Genomic DNA, 20,016 nt, shown 5'->3' with positions numbered 1-20,016 from the left:
CATGACGGATACAAACCCAGTCTATGCCGCGATAGCGTATCTGATTGCTATCGCGACTTCGGCTCTGCTCCTTCGCCTGCTACCCAAAGCGGCCACGCATCTGCAACATGCCGGCGAAAGCCGCTATGGCAGTATTGACGGCCTGCGTGGCTACCTGGCTTTTGGCGTATTCATCCATCACGCCATCATCACCTGGTTTTACCTGCGTACCGGTGTGATCGACTTTCCGCCCAGCAACTTCTACTCGCAACTGGGTCAGGCCAGCGTTGCGCTGTTTTTCATGATCACCGGTTTTCTGTTCTGGAGTCGTCTGCTCAAACAGGGCCGTGATCACGACTGGCAGGCCTTTGCGGTGTCACGGGTATTTCGGCTTTACCCACTGTATCTGCCGCTGATGCTGATCGTGTTTGTCACGGTGTTCTACCTGCAAGGCTGGGAACTGAAGGATTCCGGTACACAACTGGCCGGGCAGATACTGGCCTGGCTGACCTTCGACCGACCTGACATCAATCAGTACCCGCAGAGCGGGATGTTGATTTCCAACGTGACCTGGACGCTGGCCTATGAGGTGTTTTTCTACCTGGCACTGCCGCTGCTGGGGCTGGTGTTCATCTATCGTGGACACTGGCTGCAAGTGGTGCTCTGCCTGATCGGGATCTACACCCTGTATCAGGTGGTCGGTTGGGAACATTCGCTGAAAAAGCACTTCCTGGCGAGTTTTCTGGGAGGGATTGCCGCAGCCTACTGGGTGCGTCGCCCGCAGCTGGCGGCATGGGGTCAGACACGTCTCGCCACCGTAATAGCCCTGCTGGCTCTGGTCCTGGTGATGACGCTGTACAAACGCGCCTTCAACCTGATGCCGTTGCTGCTGTTGACCGTGTTCTTCCTGATCGTGGCCTCGGGCAATCCGCTGTTTGGCGCCCTGCGCCTGCGCAGTGTCCGCTGGCTGGGAGAGATCAGCTACAGCACCTACCTGCTACACGGTTATGTGCTCTGGATCATGGTGCAGCAACTGCCGCACTTCATACCCTTCAACCCGCAAAACCCGATCCTCTATCTGCTGTTGATGGCCGTGTGCAGTTGCCTGCTGATCGTCATCGCCAGCCTGACATTCCTGTACATCGAAAAACCGGGCATTGAAGCGGGCAGGACATTTCTGCAGTGGTTGCGCCAGAAAAGGTCCGGGTCGAAGAAGCTGGCCGAGAAAGCCGTTCAGGATCGCTGAGCAGCTATGTCGATCGACGCTGTCGGGCGTAACTGAGGAATCCCTCGACGTCATCGCTGCACAGCGTGCCGGCCAGCCCGTTCAATTCGGCTTCCGGCCAGTCCCACCAGGCACTCTGCAACAGCTGGTGACGCTGTTCCTCGGGGAACCGCCAACGCAGGAACTTCGCGGGATTGCCCCCCATGACCGCGTAGGGTTCGACATCCCGCGTAACCAGCGCACCCGCCGCGATGATTGCACCGCTGCCGACAGTGACGCCCGACAGGATCGTGCAACCGGAACACAGCCAGACATCGTTGCCGATGGTCACGTCACCATGGGTGCCGCTGTAATCGCTGATGTGGGCCGCCTCCGGCAGCATCGCCGGAAACGGAAACGTGGTCACCCAGTCGGCACGGTGATGCCCACCGAGAAAAATCTGCACGCCTTCGGCAATCGAACAATAGGCGCCGATGTTCAGCGTCGAGCCTTCCTTCCAGTCATGCACCAGCGGCAAGCCATAACTGCCCCGACCGAAACCATAGTCAGGGTAGGCCTGCCGGAATCGCGCCGTGCCGCGTTCGATCTTCGGCAATTTGCGAATAGCCCGTTTCGCGCGTCGCTCGCGCCAGCGCTGAATCCAGCCCACGGCTCAGTCTTTTTCCAACGGTGAAAACAGCAACCGGCCCAATCCGCGCCAGGTCTTCTTGTTCCAGGCCTTGAACGGGATTTGCGCCAGCAGCTCCCGCGCCAGTTTGCGGTCACGGTTGGCGGTTTTCAGGAACATCGAGTTGAGCGACTTGTACCGGACTTCGTCGTACAGCGGATGATCGCTGAACAGCGCGTAGGTGCGCAGGATGTTCTCGATCATGAAACGGTGATTCTTGTAGGAGTTGGTGGCGTGCTTGCGGTAGCGCGCCATCACCACGTTCAGGCCATCGATGAAGTACCCGGCGCGGGTGATTTTCAGCTCGATGTACAGATCCTCAAGACGAATCGTCGGGTCGAACCCGCCCACCTTGTCCAGAGCCTCACGACGGATCATCAGGGTCGGTGCCGGCGGATACGGCTTGCGTTCCAGGAACATGTCATCGAAATCCGCGCGACGGAACGGCACGTCCCGGCGCTGACGCTTTTCCGGGTAGAGATTGCCGTCGGCGTCCATCAGCTCGATGTTGCCGGCGCAGATGCCCACTTCCGGTTTGCCGTCCATGTAAGCGACCTGAGTGGCGATCCGGTCGGGGTACATGATGTCGTCGGAGCCGAACGGCACGATCAGGCTGCCGTTGGCCCGCGCGATCGCGCCGTTGAGCGTATTGGTCAGGCCCTGGTTCTGCTGCACCCGGAAATCGAAACCGTGCTTTTCCTGCAAGGCCTGGATGCGCTCGACGCTGTCGTCCTTCGAGCCGTCGTCGACCACCAGCAGCTCGATGTTCTGGTAACTCTGATTGATGACGCTGAGGATGCTTTCCTCGATGTAAGGGCCATGGTTATAGGAGGCGATGATGACGGTGACGAGAGGTTGCTCACCGCTCACGGCTGCGGACTCGCTGATGGCTCTTTCTTCGCTCATGGCTCTTTCTTCGCTCACGGCTGTTCCTTGCGGGCCTGCTCCAGGCCGGAGTCGATCAGGTTCAGGTATTCCTGGCGGAAGACCTCGATGTCGTGCTGCTCCTGCAAATAACGATAGGCCTGCTCGCCCTTGGCCTTGAGCTCGTCATCCGACAGCGCGAGGTAGGTGTCCAGCGCCGCAACCAGGCTCGGTACGTCCCTGGGCGTGATCGACAAGCCACCGGCACCTTCGATCAGCGGCAGCATGGCCGGCACGTTCGAGGCGATCACCGGCAGATGCCCGCTCATGCCTTCCAGCAAGGCCAGGCCCAGGCCTTCGGCCAGCGACGGCATGGTCCAGATATCGAACGCGCGTACGTATTGCAGGGCGTTTTCCTTGAAGCCCAGCAGGTGCGCCCGGCCGCTCAGGCCCAACTGTTCGATCTCGGCGGCCAGCGGCGCCTGCAGGCGCCCGGCACCGATGATTGCCAGCTGGGTGTTCGGGTATTTGTCTTTGAGTTGGGCGAAAGCCTGCAACAGGTAAGTGTGGCCCTTGACCGATACCAGTCGCCCCAGCGCCCCGATCAGCCGCACCTTCGGGTCGATGCCCAGCAACTCGCGAGCGCGTTCGCGACTGTGCTGCAAACCTTCGGCCTGCTCGATGTCGATGGCGTTGGTGATTGCGTACGTGTTCTGGTCAGTGAAACCGCAATCGCAATCCAGCAAATACTGTTTGACCGCCGGCGACACGCCGACAAAGCGCCAGTGCCGATCGATCAGGCGCTGAGTCTGGCGACGACGGTAGAAGCGGTCGTACTCGCCGAAACCGTGGGAAATGCCGATGCACAGCGGTACTTTCAACCAGCGGTTGAGCGTCAGCATCATGTTCACCGGTTTGAAGCGGTTGCAGATCACCACATCGAACTTTTCCCGGCGGCAGAACTTGTACAGCTGCCACATCGCCCGCAGGCGCATGCCCTTCAGGGACTTGTCGGAAAACTCGAAATACACCGAACGGTCGGCCCGGCTGACGGCTTCGCCCGGCCCTGGCTTGCCGCGCAGGAAAGCGGCGGTCACTTCGTAACGATCGGTCGGCAGCGCCTTGACGATTTGCTCGGCGAGGTCGGCGAAATCATGGGATTTGACGTTGTAGTCGGGCTGCAGCTGCAACACCTTTGACCGTTGACTCATAAATCTCCCCGGTTGACGCCCGTTTCGCCCTGTTTGAGTAGCCAGAACAGCTCCTGGCGCCTGACCGCTTTTCTGAAAAATTCGTTCTCGCCGTAGACCGACGGCATCCGACCGGCCAGCAGTCGCTGAAACAGCCGGCGCAGGCGACGCTTGAACGGGGCCGGTGGCTGCAGGTCATGCATCATGCCCAGCGCCATGGCCTTGTCCCGTTGCAATTCGATCGACAGCGGCAGGCACAGCGGCTGCATCGCCACGCCTGCTTCGAACGCCGGCGGCAAGGCAATGCCCTGCCCACTGTCGCCCATCGGCCAGCGGTCATTGTCGTGCAAGTGATTGGCGTAACCGAGCAGGGTCGGTTGGTAATCGAGACCGCGCAAGGCTTCCAGCACCGCTTCCTGGGCGCAGATATGGTCGGGATGCGGATCCAGCGTCGGGTGCGGCAACACGATCACATCCGGGCGCGCGCGGGCCAGTACGTCACGCAGGTCGGCCAGCAGGTTGTTCCAGGTCGGCGCGCCGTCGGCATCGCCGGGCAAGGCAAACGGATTCAGCTGACGAAACATCCGCGTGTCGTTCAGATCGGCTTCCCGCGAGCCAATCGGTTGATTTGGCGCAGCCTGCATCGCCGCCAGTTGCAGGCAGAAATAACCGAGCTGCACGCAGTGCTCCTGCGGCACGCCGGCCCAGCGCGGCACGGCAAGACTGTCCCAGGCACGCAAGCGCCCCTTGAGCCGTGCAGCCTCGACCTTGTTCAGGCCCATCTGTTGATAATGTTCGGCTTCGATCTCGCCGGCGGTCAGGGTCACGATCCAGGCTTCTTTGGCCTGGCTGTAGAGACCGTAGGCGGCCAGTTCGGCATCGTCGGCGTGCGGCGCGATCACCATCACCCGCTGCTGGCGGTAGTCCGGTTGTTCCAGCGCCCGCAGCACCGGCTCGCCGGACACCCGGCAAAAGCGCCCGCGCAGACGCAACTGGCCTTGTGACAAGGCCTGCGCCTGACCGCTGAGGTTCAGATAACGCAGACCGTTAACGCCGCGTTCGAACGTCTGCGCATCGGGATGGGTGCCACCGGCCAACTCGACCCGAGGATCGAAGAAGCGTCCCAGAAAGCTGCTTTTGACCTTCACGGCGAGGATCAGCGTGGCGTCGTCCACCAGCATCACGCCCTCGTCGAGGCGCAGTTGCTCACCGTTCAAATGCACTTTTGGCTGCGGTGTGAACGGCGGAAAGCTGTATTGGTAATCGTCTTTCGGCGAGTAGAACAGGTGATCGGCGAACCACGCTTCGTGAGCGATCCAGCCAATCACCGCCAGCACCAGCGGCAACCACCAGGCCACCAGCACGCCGAGGGCGATCAATACGATCAGTGCGATCAACAGGCCGATGCGTTTATTGCGCCGGTGACGCTTGAGCAGTTGCTGTTTGCGGCTCATGGGCTGACTCATACGGTGAAGACCGGCACAGGATTGCACCAGCGATCCTTGTATTCACGGTCGGCGCGACCGAAGGAAAAGCGCAGCGGCTTGTCCAGTGCCCGAGCGTGCTCCCAGGCAGATTGCGTATTGAGGAAACTCAGGACGCTGCCGGGGCTGAATTCACGGGTTTCAGGATCGACACCACCGTTGATGTACTCGACGCTGATCCACTCAGGCGCTTCGACGCGATACACCAGTTGAATGGCGATCGGTGCGTCGTTGAGGAAGATCACCGAGCCGATCAACAGCTCGCGCAACAGCTCGATGACTTCGGCCATGCGTGCTGCGCCGGTGGCCGGGAACCCCCAGCGGCGCTGGAACAGGTCGCAATAAATGGCTGCCAGTTCGGCACTGGAAAAATCGCTGACCGGCCGCACCACCCCGCCCGCCTCTTCCAGCAGGCGCAGTTCGCGGCGCTGGTTGTAGCGAAACTTCTTCGACAGCTCTTCGGGAGTGCGGGCCATGGCCAGTTGTTCGGTCTGCAACTTGAGGCCGCTGAAGCGGTTTTCGTTGAGCGCCGACAGGTAGCGCCCGCGATGGCGCAGCGGGGCCTGGGCATCGGCGGCGGCCGGCAGGATCAGCTCGGCGTTGCCGAGGTCGAACAGGCCTTTCTTGCCGTTGCGCTTGAGCACGTCCTTGGACAAGGCCAGGTCGCGGCCCCAGGTCGGGATCGCGGCTTTGATTTCGCCCTGCTGTTCCCAGGCCAGATAGCGCACCGGGATGCCGGCCAGATTCGCCAGACGCTCAACGACCATGGGATGAGTCGCGACGCTGCCGCCGAAACGTTGCCAGGCCTGTGCATAAGTTGAGGCGTCAACGGGCGACCAGCCACGTTCGCGCCAGCCTTGAAATCGGTTGAGCATCAGCCCCTCGGTGCCAGATCGGTAACTTGCGGCAAATGCCAGAAGGTGTCGCGTACGGCGCGGTCGGAGAAGCGCTCGCGCAGGCGTTCGAACATCATCTCCGCGCATTGGCGACGCTGCTGCTCGTCCATACCGGCCAGATGTTTCAGGCCCTGGGCCAGATGCTCGGCATCGCCCAGCGGGAACAGAATGCCCACGCCTTCGACCACTTCCTTCGCCCCGCCACACGCCGTGGCCAGCAACGGCACGCCGGCGGCCATGGCCTCCAGCAGCACCATGCCAAACGGTTCGTGGTCGGAGCTCAAGGCAAACACATCGAACGCGCGGAAGTAATTGCGCGCGTCCGGCACCTGGCCGAGGAACAGCACGCGATCACCGACGCCCAGCTCGCGGGCCTGCGCCTTGAGTTCATCCTCGAGACGACCCTTGCCGAGAATCACCAGTTGGCTGTTGGCCGGCAAACCGGGCAATGCCGCGGCAAAACCGTGCAGCAGCGTGGCCTGATCCTTGTCCGGGTGCAGGCGACCGACGTTGCCGACAATGAACGCATCCGCCGACAGACCGAGGGTCTCGCGGGCTTCACGGGCGGACACCTGACTCATCTGCAACGCCGAGACATCGATGCGGTTGTAAAGGGTCTGGATGCGCGCCGCGGGCCATTTCGGCAGGCAACGACGCATGTCGTCGCGCACCGCATCGGACACGCCTAGCAGGCTCAGACGCTTGCGGAAAATCTGCGCAAAGAGTTTGCGCGAACCACGTTTGTAATCGCCGAACGCGTGGTGCACGCCAATCACCGGCAGCGAAGTGCCGAGCAAGGCGATGTAGATCGGCTTGAAGCGATGGGCGATGCAGAAACTGAAATTGCGTGAAGCGGCGATCTTGCGCAGATCGCCGATGGCGCCCAGCTTCAGGCCACGAATGGCCTTGGAGCTGTATTCCATGAACAACACTTCATCGGAGGCGCAGGCCGCGGCCACCTCGCTATCGGCAGCCCCGGTCAGAAAGACCGTGGTGACCCGATAACCGGTGCCCGCGAACAGGCTGGCGTACTGCCGCGCGCAGTCGAGGAACGGCCCGTCATAGCCGTGACAGAACTGCAGCACATGGCGTTCAGCCGAGCGTGTCATAAGCGTTTGCGCCTTCTTTGACCACCAGGATGTCTTCCATGATCAGGTACTGCAGATCCGAGCCGAAGAACATGTTCAGGGCATCGGTCGGCGAGCAGATCATCGGCTCACCACGGCGGTTGAGCGAGGTGTTCAGGGACACGCCGTTGCCGGTCAGCACTTCCAGCGCCTTCATCATGTCGTAGTAGCGCGGGTTGTATTCGCGCTTGAGCACCTGGGCCCGGGACGTACCGTCTTCATGGACGACTTCCGGCACGCGGGTCTTCCACTCTTCCGCCACTTCGAAGGTGAAGGTCATGAACGGCGCCGGGTGATCGATCTTGATCATCTGTGGCGCAACGGTGTCGAGCATCGACGGGCAGAAAGGCCTCCAGCGCTCGCGGAACTTGATCTGGTGGTTGATCCGGTCAGCCACGCCAGCCACGCTCGGGCAGCCGATGATCGAACGACCGCCCAGTGCACGCGGACCGAACTCCATGCGGCCCTGGAACCAGGCCACCGGGTTGCCATCGACCATGATCCTGGCGATCTGCTCCGGCATGTTGTCGAGCTTGCGCCAGGTCGGCTTGTTCTCGTGACGGGCGCACGCGGCGATCACGTCTTCGTTGCTGTACGACGGGCCGAGGTAGACGTGTTCCATCTTCTCGACCGGCACGCCACGGGCGTTGGACACATAGGCCGCTGCGCCAACCGCCGTACCGGCGTCGCCGGAAGCAGGCTGTACGAACAGCTCCTTGACGTCGTCGCGGGCAATGATTTTCTGGTTGAGCTTGACGTTCAACGCACAGCCACCGGCGTAGGCCAGCTTGCCGGTTTCCTTGAGCACATCGCCCAGGTAGTAGTCGATCATCTGCAGCGCGATTTTTTCGAACAGCGCCTGAATGCTGGCGGCGTAGTGGATGTACGGCTCGTCGGCGATATCGCCTTCGCGCTTCGGACCCAGCCACTCGATCAGCTTCGGCGAGAAGTAGTAACCCTTGCCCTTCTCTTTATAGCGACGCAGGCCGATCACGTTGGCGTAGTCGGTGTTGATCACCAGTTCGCCGTTCTCGAACGAGGCCAGACGCGAGAAATCGTATTTGCTGGCGTCGCCGTACGGCGCCATGCCCATGACCTTGAACTCGCCGTCCAGCATGTCGAAACCGAGGAACTCGGTGATCGCGCCGTACAGGCCGCCGAGGGAGTCCGGATCGAAGAATTCCTTGATCTTGTGGATCTTGCCGTTTTCGCCGTAACCGAAGAAGGTCGTGGCGTACTCACCCTTGCCGTCGATGCCGAGGATCGCGGTTTTCTCTTTGAAACCCGAGCAGTGGTAGGCGCTGGAAGCGTGGGCCAGGTGGTGTTCAACCGGCTCGATCTTGATTTTCTTCGGATCGAAGCCCAGTTGCTCCAGGCACCAGACGATCTTGTTGCGATAGCGCTTGTAGCGACGGTTGCCCATCAGGATCGCGTCGAGTGCGCGGTCCGGGGCGTACCAGTAACGCTTGGCGTACTGCCAGCGAGCCTTGCCGAAAATGCTGATCGGGGCGAACGGAATCGCGACCACGTCAACGTCGGACGGCTTGATGCCTGCCTGCTCCAGGCAGAACTTCGCCGATTCGTAGGGCATGCGGTTCTTTGCATGTTTATCGCGTACGAAGCGCTCTTCCTCAGCCGCCGCGACCAGCTTGCCGTCGATGTACAAGGCTGCTGAAGGATCATGGCTAAGGGCGCCGGACAGGCCAAGAATCGTCAATGCCACAGGGGTCTAGCCTCTTTAGTCTGCATTCAGGCGCGATGCGCCTTGAAAAATGATGTGCCCTCGCACCGGGCGAGAGACAGCTAAAGGGCGGGATTATAGCGTAAACGTGGCGGGAATGACCCTGTGCGAATTGCCCCATGTCGTTCAACCCACAGAACCCTTGTCCATGGGCCTATCCACGGCCTGGTCGCCAATAAACACTGATATTCCCGTCCACTGCCTGGCGATAGATCGTGTACGGCAGGAGCGCCGTGTCGAAGACGCCGGACAGGGTCAGGTCGAGCAGGACGACCGGCACCAGAATGCCAGTAGGATCGGGCGGCGCGTGCAGCAGGCAGAAATCGTGGGCGAGCCCGCTGTAGATGCGCGGAATCGACTGACAGTAGGTCTTCTGTTTACGCAGGCCGCGCGTGGCGTCTTCATCGTCCTGCAACACCGTGACGGCGGTGCCGCAGCCGGACAGTGCCAGGGAAAATGCGCCGATCGTGATAGCGTTTTTGATGCTCAAGGTTTGCCCTCCGGGAACGTCGGGGCAAACTAGCATCGGGGTTTTGCGGGGGGCAGTTCATGGGTTCCGGGAAGGCCGTAGGACAAGTCACAAGGATTTGTCGCCACAACCCTCACCCCGATTCAACTGCAGAAACGTCTTACGCGCTGGCGAAAATAATCACGCAGCGCCCACTACATCCTTGGGCAAACGCTGATCAATCACCTGATACAGCGCACTGCTCTCAGGCCAGTTGCGCATGAACCGCGCGCGATCCCGGGCATAGGCCGGGGCGAAGCTGCCCACCGAGCCGTGCTGGCACATCGAGTCCAGATCGATCAAGGCCCAGCGGTCTTCTTGCCAGAACAGGTTATGGCCTTTGAAGTCGCCATGGCTGATGCGTTCGGCGATCAACCGTGCAAACAGCTGATCCAGTGCCTGCAATTCGCTTTCAGGCGCTTCACCGCTTTCAACATATGGCGCAAAGCGCTCGATGATGTCCGGCCCCGCCAAGTGTTCGGTGATCAGATAGGCCTTGCTGCGCAGCCAGAAAAACCGGGTTTCCAGCACCGCCAGAGGTTTGGGCGTGGCAATGCCGAGGAACGCCAGGCGATTGCCTTCGCGCCAGGAATGCCAGGCGCGGCTTGGACGCCAGAAGCGCTTCAGCCAATGGGCAAAATTCTTGATGTTGTAACGCTTGATCACCAGAGGACGCCCGGCAACCTCGACCTTGCCGACACTGGCCGCGCCGCCGGTCTTGTACAAATGGCCCTGATCGAGCAAGGCATCGGCCTGTTCCAGCACCGGCAGCATCGCGGGCTCTTCCTCGCGGCGGATCGACCGCAGACCGAACGCGCCGCGCTTGACGCTGAACAGCGTGCATTCACGACCGACCTTGATCAGGTAATCCTTCAAGCGCCAGGCGCGCACCTTGTCGATCTGCTTTTGCAGGGCTTCCAGCGGCAGCGCGTGTTCGCTGTTGCTCAGCAGGTAATACACCAGCAATTCTTCGGTGAACGGCTCGAGCGATTTGGGCAACTGGGCGAAGAACACCCCGAGGTTTTCCAGCACTTTGTGCCGGGACAACGGCTGGCCGGCATTTTCTGCACAGATGCCGGCGCCATCGATCAGATACAGCTGACCACCGTGGCGCAGCAGGTTGTCCAGGTGCAGGTCTTCCTGCCACAGGCCTTTGCCGTGCAATTGACCGATGGCGCCAAGCGCTTCGGCCAGCACCGCCGACTGTTCGTCAGCCAGCACCGGCAAGGATTCGACCTTGTTCCAGGCATCGCCCAGGCTTTCGGCGCCTTCGAGGAACTCGAACAGCAGCCAGCCACCCTCGCCGTCCTTCAAGCCATCGGCCAGCAGCAACGGCGTGGTCATGCCCTGGGCGGCGAGCAGTTTCACGCCCTCCAGTTCACGCTGAAAATGCCGCGCTGCCTTGCTGCCGACCAGCAATTTGGCCAGCACCGGACGCCCGCGCCACACACCGGCACCGACATAACGCTGCCCCGGCAACACCCGCAACAGGCTGAGCAACTGCAAATCGGCAGCGCCCGCCGCATCGGCCAGCGAAACCGTCAGAGGCAGACTCGGCGTACGCCCGGCATTTTTCAGGTCGGACAGCTGCATCAGCGGGTCTCCTTGCGACTGCGCCGCGCGGTCAGCCGCGTGACCCAGCTATCGACCAGCGAACTGTCCGTCGATTGATCGAGATACGCCGCCAGCAGCTCACGCAATTGCGCTTCGCTCCACTCCGGCGCACGGCGCAGCAGCGGCTCCAGATCCTTGACCCGGTCACGCATACCGAACAGCAACGGCCGAGTCTTCTCCAGGTCGATCAACTGGGCCTGATAGCCGTCGCCCTCGGCACGCAGGAAAATGTGTTTTGGATAGAAGCAGCCGTGCACCTGGCGCATGCCGTGAAGATGGCGCGCCAGCAGGCCGCAGGACTTGAGAATCGCCGATTGCTGCGCGGCATCGAGGTCCGACCAGCGCTGCAACAGCGAATCGAGATCGTCCCAGCCGTCCAGCGCCCGGGTCAGCAGGATCGCACGGACTTCGCCGTTGACCTTGCGCTCACCGAAGAACGCCGCCTGCAACGCCGGAATGCCGAGCTTGTTGTAACGACTGATGTTGCGAAATTCCCGGGCGAACGTCGGCTCGCCGAAGGGCGCGTGCAGGGTGCGGGTCAGGTAATTGCACTGGCGCTTGAGGTAATAGCCATGCCCTTCCAGATCCAGACGAAACACGCTGCTCCAGCCGCCGCCATCGGTGTTGGGCTCATCCACGGCGTCGAGCTGCTTGGACCACAGCGCATCGAACGTGCCGAGACCGTGGCGCTCCAGCAGCGCACGGTCTTCAGCGGCCAGAAAATCAGTCATTCGCGTCCCTCGAAAAATCTCACCACGTGGCGAATACGTTGCTTGTCGGCGGCATTCAGCCGATCACGTCCACGGTATTGCAGGTAAAAGCGCAGGCGCTGGGTGTTCGACAGGTGATACTTGGCCACCTTGTCGAGGCAGGCCAGATCCTTGGTGATCCGATACTTGAGCCAGAAACCGCGCCAGAAATCGCCGTTCGGGCAGTCGATCAGAAACAGCTGCGCCTGATCGTCGATCAGCAAATTGCGCCACTTCAGATCGTTATGGGTGAAGCGGTGGTCGTGCATGACACGCGTATAAGCAGCCAGCTGCCGACTGACGCCGTCGACCCAGGCACGATCCTTGAGCTTGGGATCGTTGCGCTCGGCCAGCGCCGACAAGTCTTCGGTGCGCGGCAGTTCACGGGTGATCATCGCCCCGCGATCGTAGGCCATGCCGTTGCGCTCCAGCCCCCACGCCACCACTTCGGCGGTGGGAATGCCCCACTTGGCGAAGCGTTTGAGGTTCTGCCATTCCATCTTCACCCGGGGCTTGCCCAGATAACGCCGCAGGCCCTTGCCGGCACCGGTGTAGCGCTTGACGTAATAGTTGACGCCGTTGAGTTGCACGCGAATGACTTCGGACAATGGATCGCGAGTCAGGCGCTCGCCCTGAAGGGCAAATACCGCTTCGAGGCTACCGAAATACTGCGCAAGTTCACTGTACTCAGGCTCCAGATTCCAACCCGCCATCAGAGCGCATCCCCGTACCGTTGCTTGCGCGCGTAGAGCTTGTTTGCCTTGCCTTCGAGCCAGCTCAGCAACGGCGCTTCTTCAGCCAGGATCTGGCGCAGCGGTTGCTGGAAGTAACCTTTAAGGAAGCGCAGCTTGTCGCGGCGGGTCAGGCCGATGTCCAGTGCGGAAAAGTACAGCGCCGCCAGATCCTTGTTGCGCCAGCGCTGAGTGATCGCCGGGCGGGTCTGGGCGCGGTGCAGGTCGATCACCGAGAGTTTGAAATCTTCTGGCGTGACCGGTTTGTCGGTGTGCAGCAGGAAGTGGCAGATGTAGCAGTCGCGGTGATTGACCCCGGCGCGGTGCATCATGCCGGTCATGCGCGCGACCTCGGCGATCAGCGCCCGCTTGAGTTTCGGCTGCGGCGGTTGCTTGACCCAGTCGATGCTGAAGTCTTCGAGACTGATGGTCGGCGCCAGCTCTTCGGTAACGATGAACGAATGCTGATCCGCCGGGTTGCTGCCCTTCTCGCCGTAAGCGACGGCGGTCATGGTCGGCACGCCGACTTCCTGCAAACGCTGGATGGCTTTCCACTCCTGGCCCGCACCGAGCACCGGCAGCTTGGCTGTCAGCAGGTTCTTGAAGATCTCGCCCCAACCGATGCCCCGGTGAATCTTGACGAAAAAGCCATTGCCGTCGACTTCCGTGCGCAACGTCCGGCGGGCTTCCAGCTCGCGGTACACCTCGCCCTGCAAGCCCTCGACTTCCACGAATGCATCGCGGCCAGCCCACAGGCTCTTGAACGGTTCAGCCAGCATCAACTTCATTTATGCGTGCTCCGCCAGAATCACATCGGCCGCGTGCTGCGGCATGCTGTAGAGGTCGGCCGTCTCGGCGAAGGCCAGACCGTTGCGGCTCCAGGCCGCCCGTGCAGCGTCGTCGTTCAACATGTCAGTCAGGTATTGCGTCAGTTGCGCCTGATCGAACGGTTCGTCCAGCACTCGCCCGGCGTCGGCCTCGGCGATGTAATGGGCGTAACCGCAGACCGCGCTGACCAGCACCGGCAACCCGGCGACCAGCGCTTCAAGCAGCACCGTACCGGTGTTTTCGTTGTACGCCGGGTGGATCAACAGATCGGCGCCGAGCAGGAAACGCGGGATATCGCTGCGCCCCTTGAGGAACGTCACGTTGTCGCCCAGGCCCAGCGTCGCACTCTGCATCTGGAACAATTTGGGGTCATCCTGGCCGATTACAAACAGCCGGGTGCGTTTCTTCAGCTCGGCGGGCAATGCGGCCAGCGCTTTCAGGCTGCGATCGACGCCCTTGGTCTTGAACCCGGAACCGATCTGCACCAGCAGCAGTTCGTCGTCCTTCAGATTGAATTCGGCGCGGAAACCAGCGCGAATCTCGTCGGCATCCGCAGGGCGGCGACGGTCCTGGGCAATGCCCGGCGGCAGCAGGTGGAAGCGTTCCAGCGGTGTGTCGTAATGCTTGATGAACAGCGGCTGCTGCACTTCGGAAATCATCAGCACTTCGGTCTTCGCGTCTTTGGCGAACACTGCACGCTCGTATTCGGCGAAGTGGCGGTAGCGGCCCCAGCGGCGATACAGCGAGTTGCGCAGGTTCTGCGCCTTGTCTTCGAAGCAGCCGTCGGCGGCGTAGTAGACGTCCAGCCCCGGCATCTTGTTGAAGCCGATCAGGCGATCCACCGGGCGCTTGGCCAGGTCCGCTTCCATCCACGCGCTGAGCTTTTCATTGCGCCGATGATTGAAGAACGCCTTGACCGGCGCCACCAGCACTTCGAAACCGGGCGGCACGTCGCCTTCCCAGATCAGGGTGTAGACGCGGATCTGGTGCCCGCGCTTCTGGCATTCGAGGGCGATGCGCATGAAATCGCGCTGCAAGCCACCGAACGGGAAATATTTGTACAGGACAAAAGCCAATTGCATCAGCGCAGCTCCTCAGCCATCAACAACGTGCTCAGTCGGCTGGCAACACGCTCGGGATTCAGACGCGTGAAGCACAGGGGCCACTCGCGTTTCAGGTCAAACTGACGGGCATCCTGCGCGGTCGGTTGATACGTACATTTCTTTTGCAGGCACGGCGCGCACGGGAAATCGCTGCCGAGGTGAATCTGCAGCTTGCCGTAGGCGCCGGTCAGGCCCGGATTGGTCGGGCCGAACAGGGAAATCGTCGGCACATCCAGTGCCGCAGCCAGATGGCCGAGACCGGTGTCCACCGCGACGCAGGCCTGGGCGCCGGCCAGCACCTTGCCGACCCCGGCCAGGTTCAGCTTCGGCAGCACTTCGGCGTGTTTGAAACCGGCGGCGATGCGCTCGGCCCGGGCCTTCTCCAGCGGGCTGCCCCACGGCAGCTTGATCCCGACGCCGAGGTAGCCGACCCGCTCGGTCAGCTCGCGCCAGTAGGCTTCCGGCCAGTGCTTGGTGTCCCAGGTGGTGCCGTGGAGGAACACCACGTAGGCATTTTTGCGCGGCAGTTCGACCAGACGCTCGACGTTGAGGCCGTAATCGCCCAGGCCTTTGGGCAAGTCATAACCCAAGGCGATAGCGAACAATTGGCGCACACGCTCGACAGCATGCTGACCTCGGGCCACCGCCAGTTTGCGGTCATAAAAGCGCGCGGCGATCGGCTCGCGGGCCGAGCCCTTGTCGAGACCGGCCAGCGGGGCTTTGACGTAGCGGGTCAGCCAGGCGCTTTTCAGCAGGCCCTGAGCGTCGATCACCAGATCATATTTATTCGCCCGAACGGATTGCTTGAAGCGCTTCCATTCGCCGCTGGTGATGGTTTTCCAGATGTTTTTGCGCCAGCGGCGGATCGCCACCGGAATCACTTTGCCTACGGCCGGGTGCCAGGTCGGAATCTCGGCGAAACCTTCTTCCACCACCCAGTCGAACTTGATCCCGGGAATCGCCCGGGCGGCGTCGGTCAGCGCCGGCAACGCGTGAATCACGTCGCCCAGCGATGAAGTCTTGATCAGCAATACCCGCAAGTTAATGAACCTCGACCACAGAGCCCTGCAAACGCTGCAAGGCATCGTTGACCGCGTCCGGCATCAGCTGGCGCAGACAGTTGTAATGGCCGAAACGGCAAGTGCGGTCGAAGCAAGGGCTGCAATCGAGGCCCAGACGGACGATTTCCACATGCTCGGCCAGCGGCGGGGTGAAACCCGGCGAGGTCGAACCGTAGACCGCCACCAACGGGCGATTCAGCGCAGCGGCCACGTGCATCAGGCCGGAATCGTTGGAGACCACCGAATCGGCGCAGGACATCAGGTCGATGGCCTCGGCCAGCGAGGTGCCGCCGCTGAGGTTCACGGACTCTTCACGCAGGCCCGGAATCAGCCGCGCGCGAATGTCTTCGCCGACCGCGTGATCGTTCTTCGAGCCGAACAGCCAGACCTGCCAGCCTTCGCGGATACGCGCCTCGGCGACCTTGGCGTAATGCTCGGACGGCCAGCGTTTGGCTTCACCGAATTCGGCGCCGGGGCACAACACCAGCACCGGACGGTCGAGGGTCAGACCGAACTTGGCCAATGCGGCCTCGCGGGTCACCGGATCGATTTGCAGACTCGGGCGCGGATAAGGTTTCGGCAGCTCGGCGTTCGGCTCGTAGGCCAACGCCATGAAACGCTCGATCATCAGTGGATAACGTTCTTTATCCAGCGTGCGCACGTCATTGAGCAGGCCGTAGCGGAATTCGCCGCGCCAGCCGGTGCGTTTCGGGATGCCGGCGAAGAACGGCACCAGCGCCGACTTCAGCGAGTTCGGCAGCAGGATCGCCTGGTCGTACTGGCCGGCCAGGGATTTGCCGATCCGCCGACGGGTCGCCAGCTCCAGCGCGCCGTGGCCGAGCGGGAAGCTCAAGGCCTTGCGCACTTCGGGCATGCGTTCGAGGATCGGCCGGCTCCACTCGGGGGCCAGCACGTCGATTTCGCACTGCGGGTGGCGCTGCTTGAGACACTGAAACAGTGTCTGCGCCATCACCATGTCACCGACCCAACTGGGCCCAACGATCAGAATATTCATGTGGTTTCCATAAACGAACCGGGGAGGCTTTACGCCTCCCCGTCTCGAGAATCAGCTTAGCCCCAGCTCACGCCAGATCCGCATCACCTGCCGCCGTTCGTCCGCGAACTGATCGCCCGGTATCACCCCGGCGTCCTTCTGCAAGGCCTGCCGGTGGGCGGCGGAACGATAGGCCTTGTAGGCCTCACGCAACAGGCTGGCGTCTTCGGCAGGCATCAGCCCTTCGTGCTCCAGCTCTTCCAGAATGCGGATATTGTCCGTCCAGCGCAGCAACGGCGGGTGGGTTTGCGACCACGCCAGAGCCGCGTATTGCACCATAAATTCAATATCGACGATACCTCCGGCGTCCTGCTTGAGGTCGAACGGCGCCGTGGCCTCGAAGGCATTCGCCCCGGTACCGGCGGCGGTGCTCTTGCTGCCGAGGTTGTCGCGCATCTTGGCGCGCATCTCACTCACTTCCTGTTGCAGTTTCGCCAGATCCCGCGCCTTGCCCAGCACCTGGGCCCGGACGTTCTCGAACGCCTGGCCGACATCCTTGCTGCCCACCAGCACCCGCGCCCGCACCAGCGCCTGATGTTCCCAGGTCCAGGCTTCATTTTCCTGATAGCGCGCAAACGCGCCGAGCGAACTGACCAACAGCCCGGACGCCCCGGACGGTCGCAGGCGCATGTCCACTTCGTACAGCTGACCGGAGTTGGTCTGCGCCGTCAGCAAGTGAATGATCCGCTGGCCGAGCCGGGTGAAGAACTGCGTGCCATCGATCGGTTTCGGGCCATCGGTTTCGGCCTGCTGGTCGCCATCGTGGATGAACACCAGATCCAGATCCGAACCATGCCCCAACTCGATCCCGCCGACTTTCCCATAACCGACAATGATGAAGCCGGGATCGCACAGCGTGCCATCGGTGCGCAGCGGCGTGCCGTACTTGGCCACGGTCTGGCGCCAGGCCAGGGCCAGCACTTGTTCCAGAATCGCTTCGGCCAGCCAGGTCAGGTAATCGCTGACTTTCATCAATGGCAGGCTGCCGGCGATTTCCGAGGCGGCGACGCGCAAGCGATGCGCCAGTTTGAAATGGCGCAGCGCTTCCATCTGTTGTTCGAGGTCGTCTTCCGGGATCCGCGTCAGGCGCTCGCGCAACTCGGCGGCCAGTTCCGGCGCCAGCGGCGGCTTGAACAACCGGCCTTCGTTGAGCAGTTCATCGAGCAGCAGCGGGAAACGGGTGATCTGCTCGGCGATCCACGGACTGGCGGCGCACAGCGTCAGCAAACGCCGCAGCGCGCCGGGGTTTTCCGTCAGCAGCACCAAATAAGCCGAGCGCCGGGCTACCGCTTCGACCAGCGGCAACACCCGCTCAAGCACCAGATCGGGATTTTCATGCTCCACCGCCTGGGCGAGCAGACGCGGAATAAAGGCATCGAGACGCTCGCGCCCCAGACGCTGCATCGCCCGCAACTGCGGGCTGGCACGCAGGCTCGCCAGTGCCTTCAAGGCCTTGGTCGCGTCAGCGAAACCGCCCTCTTCCAACTGGCGACAGGCCGCTTCCTCGTCCTGAGCCTCTTCCCACAGCGGCAGCCATTCACCGCCGACCACCACTTCGCTCTCGACGCCTTCATCCTCATCGGGATCGGCGATCACTTGCGCAAAGTGCCACGCCACCCGGCCGCGCCAGAACATCAGCTTCTCGTGGAATGCCTCCCAGTCGTGGAAACCGAGCATGAATGCGATACGCGCCTGATCCTGAGCGCTGTCCGGCAGCATCTGGGTCTGGCGGTCGGCAATCGCCTGAATCGCGTGTTCGGTGTAACGCAGGAACTCGTAACCTTCGCGCAGTTCGCTGATCACCGCCGGCGGCAGATAGCCCTGCCCTTCGAGCGTGCTCAACACCTTTAATAGAGGGCGCTGTTGCAGACTCAGGTCGCGACCGCCGTGAATCAGTTGAAAGGCTTGGGCGATGAACTCGACTTCGCGGATACCGCCCGAGCCCAGCTTGATGTTGTCGGCCATGCCTTTGCGCCGCACTTCCTGCTGGATCAACTGCTTCATGGTGCGCAGTGCTTCGATCGCCGAGAAGTCCAGATAGCGCCGGTAAACGAACGGCCGCAGCATTTCCTGCAACTGCTCGCCCGCCACCTGATCGCCGGCCACCACCCGCGATTTGATCATCGCGTAGCGTTCCCAGTCGCGGCCCTGATCCTGGTAATACTGCTCCAGCGCATTGAAGCTCAGCACCAGCGCGCCGGACGAGCCGTACGGGCGCAGGCGCATGTCGACGCGGAACACGAAGCCGTCGACGGTGATAGGGTCGAGGGCCTTGATCAGGCGCTGGCCGAGGCGGATGAAGAATTCCTGGTTATCCAGCGGGCGCTTCACGCCGACGGTTTCGCCGCCCTCGGGGTAGGCGAAGATCAGGTCGATGTCCGAAGAGAGGTTCAGCTCGACCGCGCCGAGCTTGCCCATGCCGAGGATGACCATTTGCTGCGGTTCGCCGCTGCGCCGGCCGGTCGGCGTGCCGAACTGGTCGCAATGGCGACGGTACAACCATTGATAGGCCTGATCGATGCTGGCGTCGGCCATGTCCGAGAGATCGCGGCAGGTCTGCACCAGATCGGCCTGGCGGTTGAGGTCGCGCCAGATGATGCGAACCTGATGCCGGGTGCGCTGACGACGCAGGGCCCGGCCCAGTTCATCTTCGGTCTGGGCGAGGCTGACGGCGGCGGCGATCTGCCCGCACAACTCACCTTTGGCGAACGGCCGGTCCAGTTCGCCGGACTGCACCAGCGACAACAACATCAAAGGGTCACGAACGCTCTGTTCAATGACGAAATCGCTGGCGGCGCTGACGCGGGCGAACTGCGCCCAGCGTTCCGGCGTCCAGGACGAGAAGCCGTGATCGTCTTCCAGTTGACCGACGGCCGCACGGAACGACTGCTCCGATCGGCTGACCAACGGCAGGAGAATGGCGGGCAGTTCGGCAAGCGCGGGCAGGGTCATGGTCTATCCTTGATCGGCGTGTAAATGGCCGCTTGTAGTGATGATCGAAAAACCGCTACGCGAAGGACTGTCGAACAAAAGTGAGAAATAGCTGAAATTTCTTTTTCTTTGGCAGCCAGCATCAAACTTTCACCTTTTTCGGATGACTAAAGACCAACCTTAACGATTATTCTCACAACGCAGTCGGAGGCCACAAGCCTTTCATCTGTAGTTTTACTACTCGTCTATACATTCGAAAGGCTG

General features: G+C 61.8%; 17 protein-coding genes. 1 reads left to right on the top strand and 16 read right to left on the bottom strand.

The window, feature by feature from the left end; all coding sequences use genetic code 11:
* Position 1 precedes the first annotated feature (1 nt).
* Positions 2–1,225, top strand: a complete 1,224-nt coding sequence (locus CAF90_RS21900) for an acyltransferase (RefSeq protein WP_085608469.1) — start codon at positions 2–4, stop codon at positions 1,223–1,225.
* 4 nt (positions 1,226–1,229) lie between these two features.
* On the opposite strand, the gene CAF90_RS21895 is transcribed toward CAF90_RS21900, so the two are convergent.
* The 16 genes from CAF90_RS21895 to glnE form a co-directional block, all read right to left on the bottom strand.
* Positions 1,230–1,853 carry a CatB-related O-acetyltransferase gene (locus tag CAF90_RS21895; protein ID WP_085608468.1) on the bottom strand — a complete coding sequence of 208 codons (624 nt, stop codon included), beginning with the start codon at positions 1,851–1,853 and terminating at the stop codon, positions 1,230–1,232.
* Positions 1,854–1,856: 3 nt separating this feature from the next.
* Positions 1,857–2,777 carry a glycosyltransferase gene (locus CAF90_RS21890; RefSeq protein WP_218191707.1) on the bottom strand — a complete coding sequence of 307 codons (921 nt, stop codon included), beginning with the start codon at positions 2,775–2,777 and terminating at the stop codon, positions 1,857–1,859.
* 14 nt (positions 2,778–2,791) lie between these two features.
* Positions 2,792–3,946, bottom strand: coding sequence for a glycosyltransferase (locus CAF90_RS21885; protein WP_085608467.1), 1,155 nt, complete (start codon positions 3,944–3,946; stop codon positions 2,792–2,794).
* Positions 3,943–5,379 (bottom strand): PIG-L family deacetylase, encoded by a 1,437-nt coding sequence (locus CAF90_RS21880; protein ID WP_085608466.1) that lies wholly within the window; start codon positions 5,377–5,379, stop codon positions 3,943–3,945. The genes CAF90_RS21885 and CAF90_RS21880 overlap by 4 nt, the downstream gene beginning before the upstream one ends.
* An 8-nt stretch (positions 5,380–5,387) precedes the next feature.
* On the bottom strand, positions 5,388–6,284 hold the full coding sequence (locus CAF90_RS21875; RefSeq protein ID WP_007952259.1) for an antimicrobial resistance protein Mig-14: 897 nt from the start codon (positions 6,282–6,284) through the stop codon (positions 5,388–5,390).
* The gene (locus CAF90_RS21870; protein ID WP_085608465.1) at positions 6,284–7,414 is read right to left on the bottom strand and encodes a glycosyltransferase; all 1,131 of its coding nucleotides are present in this window, start codon (positions 7,412–7,414) and stop codon (positions 6,284–6,286) included. Before CAF90_RS21870 ends, CAF90_RS21875 begins: the two co-directional genes overlap by 1 nt.
* The gene (locus CAF90_RS21865) at positions 7,398–9,155 is read right to left on the bottom strand and encodes a carbamoyltransferase (protein ID WP_085608464.1); all 1,758 of its coding nucleotides are present in this window, start codon (positions 9,153–9,155) and stop codon (positions 7,398–7,400) included. Before CAF90_RS21865 ends, CAF90_RS21870 begins: the two co-directional genes overlap by 17 nt.
* Before the next feature lie 172 nt (positions 9,156–9,327).
* Positions 9,328–9,663, bottom strand: a complete 336-nt coding sequence (locus CAF90_RS21860; protein ID WP_085608463.1) for a YceK/YidQ family lipoprotein — start codon at positions 9,661–9,663, stop codon at positions 9,328–9,330.
* A 159-nt stretch (positions 9,664–9,822) separates the two neighbouring features.
* Positions 9,823–11,274 carry a lipopolysaccharide kinase InaA family protein gene (locus CAF90_RS21855; RefSeq protein ID WP_085608462.1) on the bottom strand — a complete coding sequence of 484 codons (1,452 nt, stop codon included), beginning with the start codon at positions 11,272–11,274 and terminating at the stop codon, positions 9,823–9,825.
* On the bottom strand, positions 11,274–12,026 hold the full coding sequence (locus tag CAF90_RS21850) for a lipopolysaccharide kinase InaA family protein (protein WP_007952279.1): 753 nt from the start codon (positions 12,024–12,026) through the stop codon (positions 11,274–11,276). Before CAF90_RS21850 ends, CAF90_RS21855 begins: the two co-directional genes overlap by 1 nt.
* Positions 12,023–12,757, bottom strand: a complete 735-nt coding sequence (locus tag CAF90_RS21845; RefSeq protein WP_007952281.1) for a lipopolysaccharide kinase InaA family protein — start codon at positions 12,755–12,757, stop codon at positions 12,023–12,025. Before CAF90_RS21845 ends, CAF90_RS21850 begins: the two co-directional genes overlap by 4 nt.
* Positions 12,757–13,563: a lipopolysaccharide core heptose(I) kinase RfaP gene (gene rfaP, locus CAF90_RS21840; RefSeq protein WP_085608461.1), complete on the bottom strand. Its 807-nt coding sequence runs from the start codon at positions 13,561–13,563 to the stop codon at positions 12,757–12,759. Before rfaP ends, CAF90_RS21845 begins: the two co-directional genes overlap by 1 nt.
* Complete coding sequence (locus CAF90_RS21835; RefSeq protein ID WP_007952285.1) at positions 13,564–14,685, bottom strand: glycosyltransferase family 4 protein; 1,122 nt, start codon at positions 14,683–14,685, stop codon at positions 13,564–13,566.
* Positions 14,685–15,746: a lipopolysaccharide heptosyltransferase I gene (waaC, locus tag CAF90_RS21830; protein WP_085608460.1), complete on the bottom strand. Its 1,062-nt coding sequence runs from the start codon at positions 15,744–15,746 to the stop codon at positions 14,685–14,687. The genes CAF90_RS21835 and waaC overlap by 1 nt, the downstream gene beginning before the upstream one ends.
* Position 15,747: 1 nt before the next feature.
* Positions 15,748–16,782 (bottom strand): lipopolysaccharide heptosyltransferase II, encoded by a 1,035-nt coding sequence (waaF, locus tag CAF90_RS21825; RefSeq protein ID WP_039766536.1) that lies wholly within the window; start codon positions 16,780–16,782, stop codon positions 15,748–15,750.
* 51 nt (positions 16,783–16,833) lie between these two features.
* Positions 16,834–19,773 (bottom strand): bifunctional [glutamate--ammonia ligase]-adenylyl-L-tyrosine phosphorylase/[glutamate--ammonia-ligase] adenylyltransferase, encoded by a 2,940-nt coding sequence (gene glnE, locus CAF90_RS21820; protein ID WP_085608459.1) that lies wholly within the window; start codon positions 19,771–19,773, stop codon positions 16,834–16,836.
* Positions 19,774–20,016: the final 243 nt, after the last annotated feature.

This window comes from Pseudomonas sp. B37(2017) (assembly GCF_002112885.1).
In the GTDB taxonomy this organism is placed as follows: domain Bacteria; phylum Pseudomonadota; class Gammaproteobacteria; order Pseudomonadales; family Pseudomonadaceae; genus Aquipseudomonas; species Aquipseudomonas paraglycinae.
The sequence above is the reverse complement of the archived record's forward strand: the minus strand, read 5'-3'. Positions and strand labels throughout refer to the sequence as shown.

Bases quoted from the DNA above. Each gene is read 5' to 3' on its own strand.
- CAF90_RS21835 (WP_007952285.1), bottom strand. From the start codon at position 14,685: ATGCAATTGGCTTTTGTCCTGTACAAATATTTCCCGTTCGGTGGCTTG.
- CAF90_RS21845 (WP_007952281.1), bottom strand. From the start codon at position 12,757: ATGGCGGGTTGGAATCTGGAGCCTGAGTACAGTGAACTTGCGCAGTAT.
- waaF (WP_039766536.1), bottom strand. From the start codon at position 16,782: ATGAATATTCTGATCGTTGGGCCCAGTTGGGTCGGTGACATGGTGATG.
- CAF90_RS21850 (WP_007952279.1), bottom strand. From the start codon at position 12,026: ATGACTGATTTTCTGGCCGCTGAAGACCGTGCGCTGCTGGAGCGCCAC.
- glnE (WP_085608459.1), bottom strand. From the start codon at position 19,773: ATGACCCTGCCCGCGCTTGCCGAACTGCCCGCCATTCTCCTGCCGTTG.
- CAF90_RS21870 (WP_085608465.1), bottom strand. From the start codon at position 7,414: ATGACACGCTCGGCTGAACGCCATGTGCTGCAGTTCTGTCACGGCTAT.
- CAF90_RS21855 (WP_085608462.1), bottom strand. From the start codon at position 11,274: ATGCAGCTGTCCGACCTGAAAAATGCCGGGCGTACGCCGAGTCTGCCT.
- CAF90_RS21885 (WP_085608467.1), bottom strand. From the start codon at position 3,946: ATGAGTCAACGGTCAAAGGTGTTGCAGCTGCAGCCCGACTACAACGTC.
- CAF90_RS21875 (WP_007952259.1), bottom strand. From the start codon at position 6,284: ATGCTCAACCGATTTCAAGGCTGGCGCGAACGTGGCTGGTCGCCCGTT.
- CAF90_RS21890 (WP_218191707.1), bottom strand. From the start codon at position 2,777: ATGAGCGAAGAAAGAGCCATCAGCGAGTCCGCAGCCGTGAGCGGTGAG.
- CAF90_RS21900 (WP_085608469.1), top strand. From the start codon at position 2: ATGACGGATACAAACCCAGTCTATGCCGCGATAGCGTATCTGATTGCT.
- CAF90_RS21880 (WP_085608466.1), bottom strand. From the start codon at position 5,379: ATGAGCCGCAAACAGCAACTGCTCAAGCGTCACCGGCGCAATAAACGC.
- rfaP (WP_085608461.1), bottom strand. From the start codon at position 13,563: ATGAAGTTGATGCTGGCTGAACCGTTCAAGAGCCTGTGGGCTGGCCGC.